Origin of the sequence: Maridesulfovibrio sp. FT414 (genome assembly GCF_050916235.1) — a bacterium.
GTDB lineage: Bacteria > Desulfobacterota > Desulfovibrionia > Desulfovibrionales > Desulfovibrionaceae > Maridesulfovibrio.
This window is the reverse complement of sequence record NZ_CP104854.1, coordinates 3,522,026-3,539,057: the sequence shown is the minus strand read 5'-3', so window position 1 is coordinate 3,539,057 and position 17,032 is coordinate 3,522,026. Positions and strand designations below refer to the sequence as shown.

At 53.8% G+C, this 17,032-nt stretch carries 10 protein-coding genes; 3 read left to right on the top strand and 7 right to left on the bottom strand.

Annotated features, from left to right (window positions below; genetic code table 11):
* Positions 1–13: 13 nt before the first annotated feature.
* The 3 genes from N7E73_RS15720 to N7E73_RS15710 form a co-directional block, all read right to left on the bottom strand.
* Positions 14–616 carry a flavodoxin family protein gene (locus tag N7E73_RS15720; protein ID WP_432735853.1) on the bottom strand — a complete coding sequence of 201 codons (603 nt, stop codon included), beginning with the start codon at positions 614–616 and terminating at the stop codon, positions 14–16.
* A gap of 260 nt (positions 617–876) precedes the next feature.
* Entirely contained in the window at positions 877–2,280 is a 1,404-nt protein-coding gene (locus N7E73_RS15715) for a S41 family peptidase (protein WP_432735852.1), read from the bottom strand.
* Between the two features lie 331 nt (positions 2,281–2,611).
* On the bottom strand, positions 2,612–5,287 hold the full coding sequence (locus N7E73_RS15710; RefSeq protein WP_432735851.1) for a S41 family peptidase: 2,676 nt from the start codon (positions 5,285–5,287) through the stop codon (positions 2,612–2,614).
* Between the two features lie 206 nt (positions 5,288–5,493).
* Between N7E73_RS15710 and N7E73_RS15705 the strand changes: the two genes are divergently transcribed.
* Both N7E73_RS15705 and N7E73_RS15700 read left to right on the top strand, forming a co-directional pair.
* Positions 5,494–7,044: an NAD(P)/FAD-dependent oxidoreductase gene (locus tag N7E73_RS15705; RefSeq protein WP_432735850.1), complete on the top strand. Its 1,551-nt coding sequence runs from the start codon at positions 5,494–5,496 to the stop codon at positions 7,042–7,044.
* 267 nt (positions 7,045–7,311) lie between these two features.
* The gene (locus N7E73_RS15700; protein WP_432735849.1) at positions 7,312–9,303 is read left to right on the top strand and encodes an RHS repeat domain-containing protein; all 1,992 of its coding nucleotides are present in this window, start codon (positions 7,312–7,314) and stop codon (positions 9,301–9,303) included.
* Positions 9,304–10,232: 929 nt separating this feature from the next.
* Here the strand turns inward: N7E73_RS15700 and N7E73_RS15695 are convergent.
* The 4 genes from N7E73_RS15695 to dgcN form a co-directional block, all read right to left on the bottom strand.
* Positions 10,233–11,234 carry an ABC transporter substrate-binding protein gene (locus N7E73_RS15695; RefSeq protein WP_432735848.1) on the bottom strand — a complete coding sequence of 334 codons (1,002 nt, stop codon included), beginning with the start codon at positions 11,232–11,234 and terminating at the stop codon, positions 10,233–10,235.
* Positions 11,235–11,479: 245 nt separating this feature from the next.
* Positions 11,480–12,325, bottom strand: coding sequence for a D-amino-acid transaminase (locus tag N7E73_RS15690; protein ID WP_432735847.1), 846 nt, complete (start codon positions 12,323–12,325; stop codon positions 11,480–11,482).
* 325 nt (positions 12,326–12,650) lie between these two features.
* Positions 12,651–13,619: an N-acetyl-D-Glu racemase DgcA gene (gene dgcA, locus N7E73_RS15685; RefSeq protein ID WP_432735846.1), complete on the bottom strand. Its 969-nt coding sequence runs from the start codon at positions 13,617–13,619 to the stop codon at positions 12,651–12,653.
* Positions 13,619–14,614 carry an N-acetyltransferase DgcN gene (dgcN, locus tag N7E73_RS15680; RefSeq protein WP_432735845.1) on the bottom strand — a complete coding sequence of 332 codons (996 nt, stop codon included), beginning with the start codon at positions 14,612–14,614 and terminating at the stop codon, positions 13,619–13,621. Before dgcN ends, dgcA begins: the two co-directional genes overlap by 1 nt.
* Before the next feature lie 658 nt (positions 14,615–15,272).
* On the opposite strand from dgcN, the gene N7E73_RS15675 reads away from it, so the two are divergent.
* Positions 15,273–16,820 carry a hypothetical protein gene (locus N7E73_RS15675; protein WP_432735844.1) on the top strand — a complete coding sequence of 516 codons (1,548 nt, stop codon included), beginning with the start codon at positions 15,273–15,275 and terminating at the stop codon, positions 16,818–16,820.
* Positions 16,821–17,032: the final 212 nt, after the last annotated feature.

Sequence of the window (17,032 nt, the reverse complement as noted above, 5' to 3'; positions counted from 1 at the left end):
TTAATATCCTTATTTATAAACAGAACTCCTGTCCCAGGGCTCGAGCCCGGGCAAAAGCGTCCTGCGCGTTGTTGTCATCAGGTCTGTACGCAGGATCGCCTATTCCCCGAATGACATGTACTTCCTCAAAGCCGAGAAATCTGAAAAACAATTCGTAACGTTCGCTCACATCAGCATACTTGGCTTCATAGGGACTGCCCTGCGCTACGATGAATACGAGCTTTGTGCCTCTTTTCAAACGGCTGTATCTGGGATCGGGCTGTGCATTTCCGTTCTCGTCGATACCTTCATGAAAATCGGGGGTGAATAGATGGTACAGGCGGTCGATGAAAATCTTTGTCTGAGCGTTCACATCCCCGAAATAGACCGGGGTGGAAAGGACAACCACATCGGATTCGTGCACATCATCATAGACTCCGGAAAGCTCGTCCTTGATGGCGCAACGTTCAAGTTTAGTCTTGCAGATCATACAGCCTATACAGCCGGAAACCTTGAGGCTCTGCATCTCGTAGGTTTTAACCTCAGTGCCTTCGGCGAGTCCCTCACAGAAAGCATTCACTATATCATTGGAATTACCTTTTTTGCGGGCGCTGCCCTTAACTACCGTAACTTTCATTGTTTCCCTCCCGGAATTTAAAATCGAAAAACAGGTCTAAACGGTTCATGACCATGGCGTGAGAGAAGTTCTAGCGGAAAACGGATCAGGAACAATCGGTAAAATGTATGAAAGGGGGATGGAAAGAGGGCAGAGGAATGGATGAGAAAGGGGATGGAAATCCCCCTTAACTCTGAAACAGTTGCACACTAAAACGTATTTACGTATACGCCTATGCTGCTGGTGAATATCTAATAATTTCAACAGACAAATTCCGCCCTCTATTGCGCGGTTTTTACTGCAGCCAGAGACTCTGCCACACGTTTAAGCCCAGAGACGCCTCCCTCACCGGCATTCATCAGTACCTGCAAAGCAACTTCGAGCATTTCGTCCTTGTCAGAAGTTGACCCGACGTAAATGCACGGCCTCTGCGCCGTAACATAAGGCTTTCCACTATCGAACGCATTAGCCAGATCTTTTTCCCGCTCTACACTGTCTGGAATATCTTTGCCCGGAGTACGCACATAAACGTCCGGGATAATACCGATAGTCTGAACCTGCCGACCGGACGGCAGAAAAAACATGTACCGTGTCAGCTTCAATGCATCCCCTCTGGTTAAGGGATACACAGTCTGTATAGTTCCCTTGCCGAACGAAGGAATCCCAAGAACAAGTGCCCTTTCACGGTCCTGCAAGGCTCCGGCAACAATCTCGGAGCTTGACGCCGAGCTGGCATTGATCAACACCACGACAGGACAATCGTAGTCAGAAAAAGAGCTTTTTGAAATCAAATCACGGCGATCTGCTTTATTGCGGCCCTTAATCTGCACAACCCGACCGCTTGGCAAGAATAAATCAGCAACTTCCACTGCGGCGGACACCCTTCCCCCGGGATTGTCGCGTAAATCCAGAATAATTCCTTTGGATGTATCACTCTCGGAAAGCAAGGAACTTAACAACTTGGCAGTATCATCGTTGAACCATGAAATTCGGGCATGAACATATCCGGAGGCAAGTTCAGTCACATGCACAGGCTTTGCTGTAAGGGGCTTCCGGACTATACTGAACTCCCTGTCCTTCCCATCTTCGGCACTACGGACCGCAATCACAACAGTTGAGCCGGCAAGCCCGCGTATTTTACTTACTGCATCCGCAATAGACATCCCTCTGACAGACTCTCCATCAACGGATAAAATCATATCTCCGGACTTTATTCCGGCAGACTTGGCAGGCCCACCCTCAAACGGTGCGACGACTTTAATCTTGCTGCCTCTTTTGGTCACTTCCATCCCGACACCGGCATACTTGCCCTTAATATTGTTATTTCGGTTGGAATTCTCATTTTTATCCAGGTACTCGGAATGAGGATCAAGCTCGTTCATGGCACCGTCCACAACAATCTTGAAAATGAACTCCGGTCCCTTATCAGGATACTCATGCTCCAAAAACAGAATAACTGAGCCAAGATAATCGGAAATTTTGGAAGCCTTGGATGTCTCTTCAACATCAAGTTCAAGCCTGCGCCCATCCTTTGACTCAAGCACCAACTGTCCGGAACCGTCCTTAAAGGAGATTTTATCTCCTTCCAAAACTTCAAGAGCATCCTTTACTGCATGATTTACAATATTCACCGAAGAATACTCAGCCGAATAATAACTCACCTGCAACTTGTTAAAAATTGCCATCAACCGCCCGTGAAGACGCTCCGACTGTGCGCTTTCTCCTCCGGATGCAGCTGCGGAAAGGGATAACCCTGTCAGACCTGCCAACAGTAAAAGCACCATCACAAACGTTTTAAAAACAAATCTCATCAAGATAACCAACCGTAAATTTTAAATAGTTAACAAGGCGTAATACAAACGAACCCCACGCCCCCGAAAGCACTTGTGGCCCCCACGACGAAGCCCCGATAAAAGTTTTTTGGGAAGGGGGAGTCCAGAGGGGGAAACCCTTTTTTTCAAAAAAGGGTTTCCCCCTCTGGCCGCCGGAGGCCAAACCCATCCGGCATGAAAAAAGCTACCGCCCCACACCGGCAAAGGGCAGGTCCGTTCCGCTGAACTTGGCGTAGGGGTGCTGCCGCCCCTTGGAAAGCCTTGGGACTTCGCGGGAAACGTAGCCCATCAGCTCCATGATACTTACGTACCCGTTGTTGTCGAAATTAGCCTCACCGGACAGCCCCTTGATGAGCGAATAGGTGAACACCCCGTGTCCGGGCGAATTATCCAGCGCAAAGCTGGGATGCTCCATGGAAACCTCGCCGGACTTCCCGGCCCCGATGGTGTAAATGCCTGAGGCCTTCTGCATGGTGGCGGCAAGATCCTCCCCGCCCCCGGCTGCACGCAGGCCAAGATCCATGGCCCCGGCATGACAGGTATCGAGGGCCAGCACGATCTTGTCGGTATTGCCGTTGATGATCTTGACCATCTCCTGAAAATCCGACCACTTGAGAGCACGTGCCACCATGGTGTCATAGGTGGCGTCATGGGTCATGAAATAGTATGAACCGGTCGGCGCATAACGCACCCCGTGCCCGGCCACAAAAATCATCACTATGTCATCCCTGCCTGCCTGACCGAGAAACGACCCCATGTTCTCGATTATCTTTTCGCGGGTAGCTTCGCTATCGGTAAGAACGCGCACCTTCACATCCCGGTACAGCCCCTTGCCCGCTTTTTCCAGTGTACGGGCCAGCGCCTTTGCGTCCTCTGCGGCAAACTGCAGGTTCAGGCGCGGATCGGCATAGCTGCTCACCCCGATGCACAGGGCCCAGAGAGAAGGACGCGCCGCTGCCGGACTCTGCGCCGCCTCTGTTGCGGCAGCGCGGGCATCCCTGTTCAGGGAAAAACTCAGGTCGGCGATGTTCCCCCGGCTGTCCGCAGCGTTGATGATGACCGTATTGCGACCCGGATTTAGTACAATCTCCTTCTCAACCACACCGCCCTGCAACTGCACGGGCCTGCCGTTGACCAGCACCCAGCTGACCCCGGACGGATCGCTGACCGAGGCCCGGACCAGCATTTTTTCCTGATCATACTGCACGCTCAGCCCGCGCTCCACCGCCGGATGCAGAAGCGTGATGACCGGGGGCAGACTGTCCTCAAAAACGGATGCAGCTGCACTTCCGGCAGCAGTAGGCTTCTGCGGCTTTGCTGCAACGGCCTTGCCGCCCTGTGCACGCATTTCACCGGCAGCGACCCGCAGCTTGCGGACATCGCGGGAACCGGCCTTCTTGAGCACATCCAGCGCAGCCAGCAGCACGCCGTCGTGATCCTTTTCCATCCTGACCGGGATCAGATCCCTATTCCGGTCCACTGCCGCCGCTGCCCCGACAGCGTGGGCAAGCTGGGCCTCGCGCGAAACTCCGCTGGTATCACGCTGCGGATCGTAGACGTAATAATCAGGGATAATCCCCACCTGCTGGATGGCCCGCTTGTTGGGCAGAAAGTACTGTGCGGTGGTCAGTTTGAGCGCCCCGCCCGTCTTGAGGGGAAATATGGTCTGAACGGTTCCCTTGCCGAAGGAACGCGAACCGAGGATAAGCGCCCTGCTGCGATCCTGCAGCGCACCGGCCACGATTTCGGAGGCGGATGCGCTGCCTGCGTTGATCAGCACCACAATGGCCCCGACATAATCCTCCGGGTCGGTGGCGGAATCATAATCACTGCGCACGGTCTCCACCCGCCACTGCGAGCTGACCACCCTGCCCTGCGGCAGGAACGAATCCGCAACCCCCACAGCGGCGTTCAGCAGGCCGCCGGGATTATTGCGCAGGTCGAGCACCACGCCCTTCACGTACGGATTGGCTGCAAGGGCTTCGCGCATGTTCTTCACGGTATTCTGGTTGAATCCGGTCAGCCGCAGATGCAGGTATCCCGGTTCCAGTTCCTTCACTTTCACAGTCCGCAGCTCAATCCTGCCCCGCACAACCTGAACCTCCAGCGGAACGGAACTTCCGCCGCGCTCAAGACTCAGCCTTACAGAGGAGCCTTCAGGCCCCCTGATCCTGCGCACCGCTTCCAAGAGATCAAACCCCTTGGTGGAAACCCCGTCGATGGCAGTGATTATATCCCCGGCCTGCACCCCGGCCTTTTCAGCCGGACTGTCCTCTATGGGCGTAACAACCAGAATCCGGTTGTTCTCCATGGTAATCTCAACGCCCACGCCGGAGAACTTCCCGTATGTTGCGCTCTGTATTTCCTTATAGCTTTCGGGGTCCAGATAGCTGGTATGAGGGTCCATGCCCGCAAGAGCTCCGTTAACGACCGTTTTAAAAATCTTCTCCGGACTCTCGTCAGGAAAGCTCTTACGCATGAAGCCGACCAGATTGTTCAGATAGCCTGCCACCTGTCCGGCCTCGCGGGTATCGGCGACGGAAAGTTCAAAGCGGGAATTGGACGACTCAAGGACGATGTTCCCGGCCGTACCTCCGCGCCGGAGCCTGTCTGCACCGACCAGTTCCACGGCGCTGTTCACGGCATCATCCATCATGGTGATGGCCGAATATTCGGTTGTGTAATATTGTCTCCATGCAAGATCGATAATCTCGTAAATCCTGTCCTGCACCGAAACGGCTGAGGCGGCCGATCCCTGCCGGGAGACGGTTCCCGTAGACGTTCCGGTGGACGGTACACAGGAGGTGAGGCAAAGCAGAATCACAGGCAGGGCAAGGAGTATTCTCTGGAAGGCTTTCATATATATCACCGGCAGTTGCAGTTTTTCAGCTCTTGGCTGTAAATTTTACGTTATATCACATACAAATAGTTCAGTTCAGGCAAATAGTCCACACGGCACGGAGATTAACCGGGTAACCACGCCTGTCAGGGACCGGAACATTTGCGTTGACTTTAGCATCCCAACGGATAGAGGTAGGCGGACTTTAATAATAAAAGAGGATTCCCATGAAGCAGGTTCAGGTTCAGATAAAAATTTCCCCGGACAACATTGAAAAACCGGACGCCATCCGCAAGGCCGCACTCGCCGAGGCCGGACTGCCCGACAAGCGCGAAATCTCCACCCGCGTGCTCAAGCGCTCCATCGATGCCCGTTCGCGCAGCCCGCACTACCTGTTGCAGGTTGCCGTGGGCGACCCGGAAACAGTTGAGCCGCAGGCATCCGTCTTCACCCCGCAGCCCCTTTCCGGCAAACAGGTCGTCATTGCCGGGGCCGGTCCTGCCGGTTACTTCGCGGCCCTGACCCTGCTGGAACACGGCGTGAAACCCATCATCATCGAACGCGGCAGGGACGTGACCGAACGGCGCAAGGATCTCAAACGGATCTACACCGAAGGGCTCATCAACCCTGATTCCAACTACTGTTTCGGCGAAGGCGGGGCCGGGACCTATTCCGACGGCAAGCTCTACACCCGCGCCACCAAGCGCGGCAACGTGGGCCGCGTGCTCGACCTGCTCATCGCCAACGGCGCGCCGTCCGACATCCGCATCGACGCACATCCGCATCTCGGCTCGAACATCCTGCCGCGCATCGTCACCAGAATGCGCGAGGACATCATCTCCTGCGGCGGAGAAATCCATTTCAACACCCGCGTGGAAGGATTCATGCGCGACGGCGAACGCATGACCGGGGTCATCCTCAATGACGGGGAAAAGCTGCATGCCGATGCGGTCATCCTCGCCACCGGCCATTCCGCGCGCGATATTTTCCACGCCCTTGCCTCGGCCGGAGTCCTCATCGAGGCCAAGCCTTTTGCGCTCGGCGTGCGTATCGAGCATCCGCAGCCGCTGATCGACAAGATTTTCTACCACCAGTCACCGCGTCACGAGAACCTGCCCGCCGCCAGCTACCGCATTTCCACGCAGGTGGACGGACGCGGAGTGTTCTCCTTCTGCATGTGTCCGGGCGGATACATCGTCCCGGCCTCCACCGCGCCCGGAGAACTGGTGCTCAACGGCATGAGCCTTGCCGCCCGCAACGCGCCCTTTGCCAACGCAGGACTGGTTGCGCAGGTGCTGCTTGAGGATCTGGAAAATCCCGAAGATCCGCTCTGCGCGCTTGAGTATCAGGCCGCCGCGGAAAAACGCATTTTCGAAGCCGGGGACGGCACCAGCCAGAAAGCCCCGGCCCAGCTCGCAGCCGACTTTGTTGCCGGGAAAATATCACAGACCATCCCCAAGACATCATACATCCCCGGTGTATACAGTGCGCCGGTGCACGAGCTGCTGCCGCGCATCCAGTCCGATGCGCTGCGCAAGGGGCTCAAGGAACTGGGACGCAAATTCAAGGGATTCGATTCCGGTGAAGCCAAGGTGCTGGCCGTGGAGTCACGCACAAGTTCGCCGGTACGCATCCCCCGCGATCGCGATACCCTGGAACACGTTAGCGTGAAAGGACTCTTCCCCTGCGGAGAAGGAGCCGGGTACGCCGGCGGGATAGTATCCGCAGCAATGGACGGAGAAAAGTGCGCGCTGGCAGCGGTTAAGGCCATCGGTTAGTTTTGTTGCCTCCGGCGGCTGGGGAAGGGGAAACCTTTCAGTAAGCTTCGCATATAGCGCGATACTGCTGCTTTCAAATGAATGGAAGTTCCGGGTGTCGGCGATGATTCACCCATTTTCACTAGTATCTCAAAAGCATACAGGGCGGACATGAGTTAGGTAAACCATGTCCGCCCTTTGTTGCATGCGTCTCCTTTTGCAGGGTGCGTTTACCCGGAAGTGCAGTGTTTCCGGGCAAAACACCGAAACTTTTACAAAGGAGACAATATGAATTTCATTCTTCAGAAAAAACCTTGGAGAAACCTGACCCCGGTCCAGCGCATGTACGGGCTTAACGAACCGCCAGAGGTGCAGCTTGAAAACCTGTGGGAAGTCATAGACCGCTGCACAGACGAAAAGCTTACCGAACCGCAGCCCGACTTCGCTGAATTTTCCGGCTCGGACAGAATGTACCCGTCCATGATGAAGCCGGAAGTCAAGGCCCGCTGGGAGCTGAAAAACCGCGAATGGGAACAGGCAAAGAATCGCTACAACCGGATAAAGCGCACCTGCCATGCCCGTTTCATCCGCGACAATCAGGACCTCTCACTGGCGCGCAATCTCGCCGGAACAGCTTACGGAAAGGAAGTTCTTGCCGAGTTGGAGCGGGAGAGATGCGCTTGCGGGCGGCAGGATTTGTACCCCTGCAGGCCAGACGTGTCTTCATATTCAAATAAACCTTACACCGAATCCGAGCCTGAAATCCGTTTCTCTAACAGGCAGGCAATCGGACAGCCCACCCGTAATCCATACACAGCTGACAATGATCTGTTCTCGCATCATGGCCGGCCGCAGACCGGAACCGGAGCCGTCCTTCACGACGAATTTGCCCGTGACGGAGTTGAGTTAGACCCAGCAGAAGCCGTGTGCACCACTCCCTTCTCCGTGCTGGGAACCGAAACTCCGTTCTCCCTGCTGGCAACCGCCCGCGATGAAACCGGACGCATCGCCCAAAAGCTGCTGGCCCTCGCCCCGAAGGACCACCATCTGCAATACGCATACGATGCCGGAGGCAGGCTTTCCAAGGTCTGGAAGGATGACCGCGTCATTGAGCACTACCAGTACGGCAAGCATGGCGAGCGGCTGATGTCCGAGACCTTCCATTCCGGTATCCGGCGTTTCGTGTACGGCGAAGGGTTGCGTCTGGTTCGCGCCGGGGAAGTCAAATATTCATACGATCCCAAAGGCCGCCTGACCATGAAACAGGATCGCGGACAGGTCACCCGCTACAAATACGATCACAACAACCAGCTTGTGCAGGTCCACCTGCCCGATGGCCGCAGGATAAACTATATCGTTGATCCGAACGCCATGCGCACCGCCAAACAGCTCGACGGCAAAACCGTGGAAACCTACCTATGGAAAGACCGCACCACCCTGCTGGCAGTCTCCGACGAGCAAGGCAGGCTCAAGGAATTCGCCTATGACGGGGAAGGTGATCCGATCGCCATGCGCTGGAACGGCGAGGTGTATCATCTCGCGTCCGATCAGGTCGGAACAGTTTATATGGTTGCTAACGCCAAGGGGAATGAGGTAAAACGGATTATATACGATTCGTTCGGCAATACCATGGTCGATACCAGCGAACGCATCAACCTGTCCCTCGGCTTCGCCGCAGGCCTCTATGACCGCGACACCGGCCTCATCCACTTCGGCTACCGTGAATACGATCCCGCCACCGGCAGGTTCACCTGTCCCGATCCACTGGGCTACGCGGGCGGCGATGTGGATGTGTACGGGTATTGCGCCGATGATCCGGTCAACTTTGTGGATCGGGTTGGGTTGAAGAAGCGGAGTGAAATTAATCATGATTCAAACATTAGCACAAAGCACAAACCGCAGAGAAGTGTCGTAGAATCTCAAACTGTAGAACTAAACCAGAGCCGCTCAGAGGAAAGACGGCGAAAGGATAAATATCCGGAAAATGAAAACCAAACGGCAAATTCTGGTTCAAACTACACGTTATATGAAAAACATGAATCTTCACACAAACCTGAAGAACAGCAAGGGAAGTCAAAATATAGAGCTAAACAAATAAATGAGACTGGACAGGATAAATCTGGGTACAAATACAAAGACAAAGCAGAACAACTTAAGGAAGCGTTAAAACCAAAGCTAGAAAATTGGGGGAAGGTTCATAACACATGGCCTGGAATAGAGACAATATACATGTACCCGATTCAAAAGTACGGCGAATATCGTAGAAAAAGCAAAAAATAGTTACAAATAAACACGGCCAGTCCACTTCACAGAGGACTGGCCGACAGGTAAAGAAACATGCTAACAGAAATGAATAAAACATTTAAATACAACGCGTTAAATTTATCGGTAGTATTACTGCTACTTATTTACAACACAAACTCAGTTTCAAATCCATCTGAATGGTATAATTCATTCTGGGCGAGATCGTTCTACACTGCACTTGCAATATCTTTTTTTGCCACAGAAATAAGTATTAAAAAACTTCAGCATCAGATTATGAAAGTATGTACTCTTTTCATAGTTTTGATTGGAATTCATTACATAAATACAGAAATTACACCTTTATTCGTCAACAATATATTTTCTAACTCTGTTCTTGAAACAATATTACGCCTAACGGACACATTTAGTTCGCTAACTGGCTTGATTGAAAAAGATCAGCCAATTGAATCTATGGTATGGGTTATCTTCATGCTATCTGGGATAGCAATAGAGTCTGTTTTGTTTTCATTATTTTCAATTCTTATATACTTTGCTGCAACGCAGCAAAACATACACTATCATTTTATAAAAAGAAGTATTTGCTATTTCCCGATAAAATTAATTGTCTTCCTGTCTATATTCTCATCATGTGCATTCTTAATGATATTAGCGGACAACTCGAATTCAAATACAATGTTTTCATTAAGTGCAGCCGCACCTATTACTATTATCCCTATTTTTAGTTATTTCTTCGGAAAGCTAGAATCTAAACCTCTGCAAATATAATTGATTCAACATATTCAAGCATAGGTATCGAAGACCAACAGCCCGAAAACATCAATCACTTTTGGCAGGCTTGTTTCCGCAAAATATGACCACAATATTCGACACTCACAAGCGGGCAGCCTTGTCCCTCGGCTTCGCCGCCGGCCTCACCCACTTCGGCTACCGCGAATAAGCCCCCATCATCGCAGAATTCTGACAAGATAGCCCCGGCGGCGAAAATCGGCGGGCAGTTCGATTCCCCAGCGCTCCATTTCATGACCGCTGAACAGCAGTCGCCCTCTCCGGCCCAGAACAGGCTGTATGTCTTCAACCTTTTCCCCGTCCAGAATCCTGTTCACCAGCTTGGCTGCCTCAAGCCCCTGATCTGTTCCCGAGATAACAAATCCTCCAATGGCCATGCCCTCGCCAACGGAAAAATCCCACAGAGCGAACAGAGGCACCGGGCAGTTCCTTGATGTCCAACGCAAAACATCCTCTGCATCAACATGCATGCCGTATCTGTCCCTGAAAATATGATAGGTACCGATTACAGCTCCATTGTATCCTCTTTTTTTTACGGAAAGGCATTCCGCCTTCCACTGCGCGAAATTCTTTATGAGCACTACATCTGCATGAACGCCGGAAATATCAAAAGAAAGTCCATCCTTAAGGGACTCTTCCGCAAAAACCCGCGTAGAAAGACTGTCATCAAGCAACACGAGCACTTTCTTGAACTCAGGCCCCATGATTTCTCTCAGATGAACCAGTGACCGTTTCACCAGCGGCCTTTCAAAAACCCCGGTAATCTTCCTGACATTGTCCACGTAACCGCGCACATTGCCGTTAATACCAAGAAAAACCACGGGAACTCCACGGTCCACAAAATACTGGCCCAGCGACTTTAATGCAAAGTCGTCGGTCAGAACCGCAACATCGGGCAGTCCGGACTCACATATTTTCCTGACGCTCACGACATTGGCCGCGCTCTCCGCTCCCGGCAGCCGCTTGGAATCCAGATTATAGACTGAAACATCCGCCCTGCGTGAAAGCTCCTTTTCCAGAGCACTGTTGTGCTCCTTAACCCACGAAAATTCCGGGTGATAACTGTTCACAATCATCACTTCGGGGCGTTCATCCGCAACTGCCGGGCGCACAAGGAAAAGCAGACCAAGAGCGCACAGGCCTGCAAAAAAGTACTTCATAAGCTGTTCCATGCACCATGAACGTCTATATTCCACGTTGCTCCGTTTTATACTATATTCCATACTATAGAATTACGTATTTTTGAAAACATGTCCACTCAATCTAAAATCACAGCGCTGATTATAGCATAAAAACAGGCGGGCCGTTCCCACAATATGCCGGAACGGCCCGCCCTTAATTCAAGGAACACAAACATGCGTTTGTACAGGAGCGCAAACTTCCCCAAGCTGCGCTAAATATTCCCTTAAATCGAAGCTTTTACGCTCTCTTCGATGTAAACTTCACCGAGGCGTTTGCTTACGGGACCGGGGGTGCCGTCGCCAAGGGCAACGCCGTCCACTTCGATTACGGGGGTCACGAAGGAAGTCGCTGCGGTCATGAAAGCTTCCGCTGCGTTCTGAGCCTCTTCAATGGTGAAGGGACGTTCTTCGATTTCCATTTTCATTTCATCGGCAATGCGCAGAACAGACTTGCGGGTGATGCCGGGCAGGATGGAGTTGGAAAGGTTGCGGGTAACGATCTTTCCTTCCTTGGTCACAATGTAGGTGTTGTTGGAGGAACCTTCGGTAACAAAGCCGTCCTCAACCATCCATGCATCGTCCTTGCCCTGCTTGTAGGCTTCGCTCTTGACCATGGATGCTGCCAGAAGCTGCACGGTCTTGATGTCGCGACGGCCCCAGCGGATGTCGGGCATGGAGATAACACGCAGGCCCTTCTTGGGACCGGTCAGCTTCTTGGCCTGGGTGAACAGGACCACAGTCTGCTTGACCTGCTTGGGCATAAGGAAATCACGGTCGTAAGCGCCGCGGGTTACCTGCAGGTAGATGGCGCCTTCTTCCATGTTGTTGCGTTTGACCATTTCGCGGTGAACTGCCAGAAGCTCATCTGCGCTCATGGGCATTTCCATGCCGATTTCTTTCAGAGAACGCTCAAGGCGACCGACGTGGCCGTCCCATTCGCAGATCTTGCCGTCCAGAACAGCGGTCACTTCATAAATCCCGTCAGCAAAAAGAAAACCGCGGTCGAAAACAGATACCATTGCCTCTTCTTCAGGCACATAAGAACCATTCACATAAACAGTACGACTCATTTTATTATACCTTTTTTCTATTGATGCCTCCGGCGGCTGGGGAAGGGGAAACTTTTTCAAAAGTTTCCCCTTCCCCAGACCCCATCCCCTTCAAAACCTTTTAACAAGGCTTCGCCACTGGAGAAGACGGATTTTACGTTCACGGAAAAGCATTTTTCCCATGAAAAACCGTCCGGGGGAGGAGGCTGTTGTATTTTAGTTGTGCAAATCACGCACACCGGGCCTCACGAAGCGGCGAAGCCCTATTAAAAAGAGAGAGTCCAGAGACCCTTTTAAAGGGTTCTTTGGCCCCAGGAGGGCCCTCGGAGAGGCGCCGGAGGCACTTCTATCCCCAGAGCTCAGGCTCCGGCGGATAGACATTGCGGTCATCGTATTTCAGGCCGTTTTCGCGATCTTCGGCCAGCAGCAGCGGTCCGTCAAGGTCAACGACAGCGGCGCCGGATGCTACCAGCACAGCAGGAGCCATGGCGAGCGATGAACCGACCATGCAGCCGACCATCACCTTGTAGCCTTCGGCCAGTGCGGCCTCTCTCAGCGCCAGAGCTTCGGTCAAACCGCCCGTCTTGTCCAGCTTGATATTGATCATATCATATTTTCCCTTGAGCGATGCAAGGGAAGCGCGGTCATGGCAGGACTCGTCGGCGCATACGGGCAGCACGCGGTCCATTTCGAGCAGAGCAGCGTCGTCGGATGCGGGCAGCGGCTGCTCCACCATCTCAACGCCGAGGCGTACGAGCACGGGGGCCAGCTCGCGGTAGACTTCCGGGGTCCAGCCCTCGTTGGCGTCTACGATAATGCGGGCATCCGGGGCACCGGCACGGACAGCCTCAATACGGGCAATGTCCTCGATGCCGCCGCCGAGCTTGGTCTTGAGCAGCGGACGCGCGGAATTCTTGGCAGCCTGAGCCTGCATCTTCTCCGGGGTGTCCAGGGAAAGGGTGTAGGCGGTGATTTCCGGGGTCGGTTCACCGATTCCGGCCAGCTTCCAGACCGGTACTCCGGCCTTCTTAGCTTCCAGGTCCCAGAGCGCGCAGTCAACGGCATTGCGGGCCGCACCTGCGGGCAGGGCCTTCTGCAGCTCTTCGCGGGTGACGGGGGTCTTCAGGCTTTCGATCTGGGCAGTGACGGATTCCACGGTCTCATTGTACCGGGCGTAGGGAACGCATTCCCCGCGCCCGGTGAAGCCGTCATCCTCAATCTCCACCCGCAGCACCACCGCCTCGGTCCGGGAACCGCGGGCGATGGTGAAAACCTGCGCCAGAGGGAAAACGTCTTTGCTTACAGAGATCTTCATTAATCCAGAGCCTCTACGAGACGACCGGCACCCTGACGGAACGGATCGACTGCGGGCACGCCCAGCTTTGCTTCAACTTCTGCGAGGTAGGCAAGGGCTTCGTCCTCGGAAAGATGCTGGGTGTTGATGGAGCAGGCCACAACCTTGCAGTCGGGGTTGACCACGCGGGCGATGGGCAGAGCCAGGTCGCGCAGCTGTTCAAGGGAAGGCAGGGTGTAGTCGGGCAGGCCGCGCATGGTCTTGCGGGTAGGCTCGTGGCAGAGAACCAGAGCGTCGGGCTGGCCGCCGTGAACGAGAGCCATGGTAACGCCGGAGTAGGAAGCGTGGAACAGGCTGCCCTGACCTTCAATGAAATCCCAGTGGTCGGCATCGTTGCTGGGGGTCAGGTATTCAATGGAACCGGCCATGAAGTCGGCGATAACCGCATCAAGGGGAACGCCGTTGCCTTCAATGAGGATACCGGTCTGGCCGGTAGCGCGGAAGGTGGACTTGAGGCCGCGTTTCTTCATTTCGCGATCCATGGCCAGAGTGGTGTACATCTTGCCCACGGAGCAGTCGGTACCAACGGCGAGACATCTTTTACCGGTGCGTTTCTTGCCGGTGGCGATGGGGTACTTTACGGTAGGAATGCGAACATCGTGCAGGGTACGGCCGTTTGCTTCGGCAGCAGCTACCAGCTCGGGCTGGTCGCGCAGCAGGGTGTGCAGACCGGAAGCGACATCCATGCCAGCTTCAAGAGCTTCAACAAGAATGGACATCCAGCTGTCGGAAATGATGCCGCCGCGGTTTACAACACCCACAACGAGGGTCTTGGCTCCGGCTGCAACAGCTTCCTTGATGGAAAGATCCTTGATCTTAAGGTCTGCGCCGCAGCCTTCCATGCGGTACTGTCCGGCAACAGCTTCGGGTCTCCAGTCATAAATGCCCTGTGCCATCTTGGCGGCAAGAGCGTCCGGTGCATCTCCGAGAAAAAGAAGGTAAGGTGCTTCAAACATGATTACTATCCCCTATATTTTTATCATTTTTTTTAAACAGGCTTTGTTCTGTCCGGACATGCCCCTGTTCCCCCGGCAGGGATAACAGGATTGCAAATCAGCCGCATACCACATCCGCCGCCCCCATGCAGGGAGCTTCAGGGGCTTGTCTCCGGCTACTTATCAATTTGCATGCCACTTTTCACATCTGGAGAATTAAATCCCGCAAAATCAGATGCTTGAAAAACAAAAATCCCATTCCCTCAACAACTTGCGCGTACAAACCAGACGCGCATATGCATAAAATTGTCTAACTGAGATGTTTATCAAAGTTTTCGCTCCACAAAAACGTTATTTGTTAAATTTAATTCTAAAATTTTACACGTATTTTAAATTTTCTGCGTTTTTACCCCGTCAAAAGCGACGGACTTCATTTTAATTTTTACAATTTTGTATCGACGATTCAAAAAAACTCAGATTTCATGCGCACCCACAGCCGATAATTGACAACAGTCCTCCGTTTTCAGGCCGTGCCCCATAAAATGTCCCACGCCCCCGGACCTGAGTTCCCTGAAAAATGTCCGCCCTTTCTGTTATGACGGTTCCTTGAATCTGCGCCCTACGCAGCACAACAGGCTGAAATAGTGCGTTTTAAAAGGAACAATCTAAACAGAAACGAATGCATCAGGACCTGAACATATTTTATGAAGCCCTCTCCCCCGCAGGAAGGAGAGTCATTGCCGCGCTGATCCGCTGCCGCCCGGACGGACCGGACAGTCACGTCCGCAAGCCGTTTCCCTGCGTTATTTCCGCCCTGCGTCATGTCGCCCGCTGCTGCAAGCTCACCGTGCTGCGCAATCTCACAAAAGCGGAAAAAGCAGGGCTGCTGCGCCGGGAAATCAGCAGGTGCGGGCATCGTTACGGCTCGATCATCACCCTGCACGCCGACCAATGTGCCGAATTCATGTACTTTTACGAAAATGACCACGGACCGGAACATGTTACCGAACCGGACCGCTATCAGCCCGAAGATACCGCAACTGACCGGTATCGGGACCGCGCACAAGCAGAACTGCACAGGCCGCGCCAATCCGCCCTGCCCCGGCTCGATCCGGCCCATCCAGTGGATGCCCTTTTCATGCGCCTGTCCGATCAGGGCAAGCGGGTCTTCGGTATCATCTGCCGCAAATTCACCCGGCAGGAAGGGGCCGCGACCAACCTGTTCATCCAGCATACCGCGCAGCAGGCCGGATGCAGCGAAGTGACCGCAAGGCGCATCATCCGTCAGGGACATAAGGCTGGAATATTTGAAAAATCCATCCACGAACGAGGACCGCGCTTCGGCGTGCTGCTAACCCCGCACCACGCCAGCGCAAACAGGCTTCTGGAGCTGCTGACCGCCTTCCCGCCCGCCCATGTTACCAGAGATGACCGCTATCAGCCGCCGGTTACCGTGTATGACCGCTATCAGGACCGCATGGATACCGTTCCCGTTACCGAACCTGACCGCCATGCTGTTACCGATAACCGGACCCGGCCCTACGCGCCCGCCGATCCAGCATTCACGGGGGATGAAGCCGCGTTCGCAACCCGCATCCGCCACGCAGAGCAAACCGCAACTGACCGGTATCCGCCGGGGCATATATTAGATAGACAGATAATAAATCTATCTGGGACGCAGGATGCAGCGGGAACGGAAGAACAGCGCCGAGCACGCAGGCTGCTCAACATCGGCGCGGACGAATTTCAGGTGCTCTGGCCGGGGCTGCATCGGGAAGGATTCGGGCCGGACCAGATCCGCCAGATCGTAACGCACCGCATGTCCTTTGATGAAACAGTGCTGGATCTGGAAAATTCGCTGCATGCCGCCGAATACGAGCTGGAAACAGGCTCTTTCCCCAAGGCCCGCAAGGGAGCATGCAATTACCTTTTCGCCACGCTGCGCAGCAAGGGAACATGGCGGAGGCCGCCGGGGTTCCTCACACCCAACGAACAGGCGCTCGCCAATGCGGAAAAGGAACGGCAGGCACACCGTAAACTGAAAGAGCTGGAACAGGAGCGCGCAAAGCAGGAGCAGCAGAACCGCGAAGATGAATATTTCGAAAAATGGCTGGCCGAACAGACCGAATCCGAGCTGGCCCGAATAGATGCCGGGTGCGCGCTGCCAATAAACACAGATGTGGCAAGGCGCAGTTGGAGAAAACGCTACTGGCGGCGGTTGGGGTGATATGTAAGAATTCCGACTTGATCTGACATTTCCTCTTGAAACAGAAGAGGTTCTCCTTTTTGATGGGAATACTAACCCGGAAATTTCGCCAGAGGATGCCTCCGGTGGCCCCTGCCGGGGGCCTTAAAACCTTTTGTTAAGGTTTCGCCACCGCACACTACAATTTGTCATTGCCTAAAATCATTCAAAACTACAGCCAACATACTGATTTA

What these genes read in the sequence shown, in the direction of transcription:
- N7E73_RS15720 (WP_432735853.1), bottom strand. Translation starts at nt 616, where the DNA reads ATGAAAGTTACGGTAGTTAAGGGCAGCGCCCGCAAAAAAGGTAATTCC.
- N7E73_RS15715 (WP_432735852.1), bottom strand. Translation starts at nt 2,280, where the DNA reads ATGGCAATTTTTAACAAGTTGCAGGTGAGTTATTATTCGGCTGAGTAT.
- N7E73_RS15710 (WP_432735851.1), bottom strand. Translation starts at nt 5,287, where the DNA reads ATGAAAGCCTTCCAGAGAATACTCCTTGCCCTGCCTGTGATTCTGCTT.
- N7E73_RS15705 (WP_432735850.1), top strand. Translation starts at nt 5,494, where the DNA reads ATGAAGCAGGTTCAGGTTCAGATAAAAATTTCCCCGGACAACATTGAA.
- N7E73_RS15700 (WP_432735849.1), top strand. Translation starts at nt 7,312, where the DNA reads ATGAATTTCATTCTTCAGAAAAAACCTTGGAGAAACCTGACCCCGGTC.
- N7E73_RS15695 (WP_432735848.1), bottom strand. Translation starts at nt 11,234, where the DNA reads ATGAAGTACTTTTTTGCAGGCCTGTGCGCTCTTGGTCTGCTTTTCCTT.
- N7E73_RS15690 (WP_432735847.1), bottom strand. Translation starts at nt 12,325, where the DNA reads ATGAGTCGTACTGTTTATGTGAATGGTTCTTATGTGCCTGAAGAAGAG.
- dgcA (WP_432735846.1), bottom strand. Translation starts at nt 13,619, where the DNA reads ATGAAGATCTCTGTAAGCAAAGACGTTTTCCCTCTGGCGCAGGTTTTC.
- dgcN (WP_432735845.1), bottom strand. Translation starts at nt 14,614, where the DNA reads ATGTTTGAAGCACCTTACCTTCTTTTTCTCGGAGATGCACCGGACGCT.
- N7E73_RS15675 (WP_432735844.1), top strand. Translation starts at nt 15,273, where the DNA reads ATGCATCAGGACCTGAACATATTTTATGAAGCCCTCTCCCCCGCAGGA.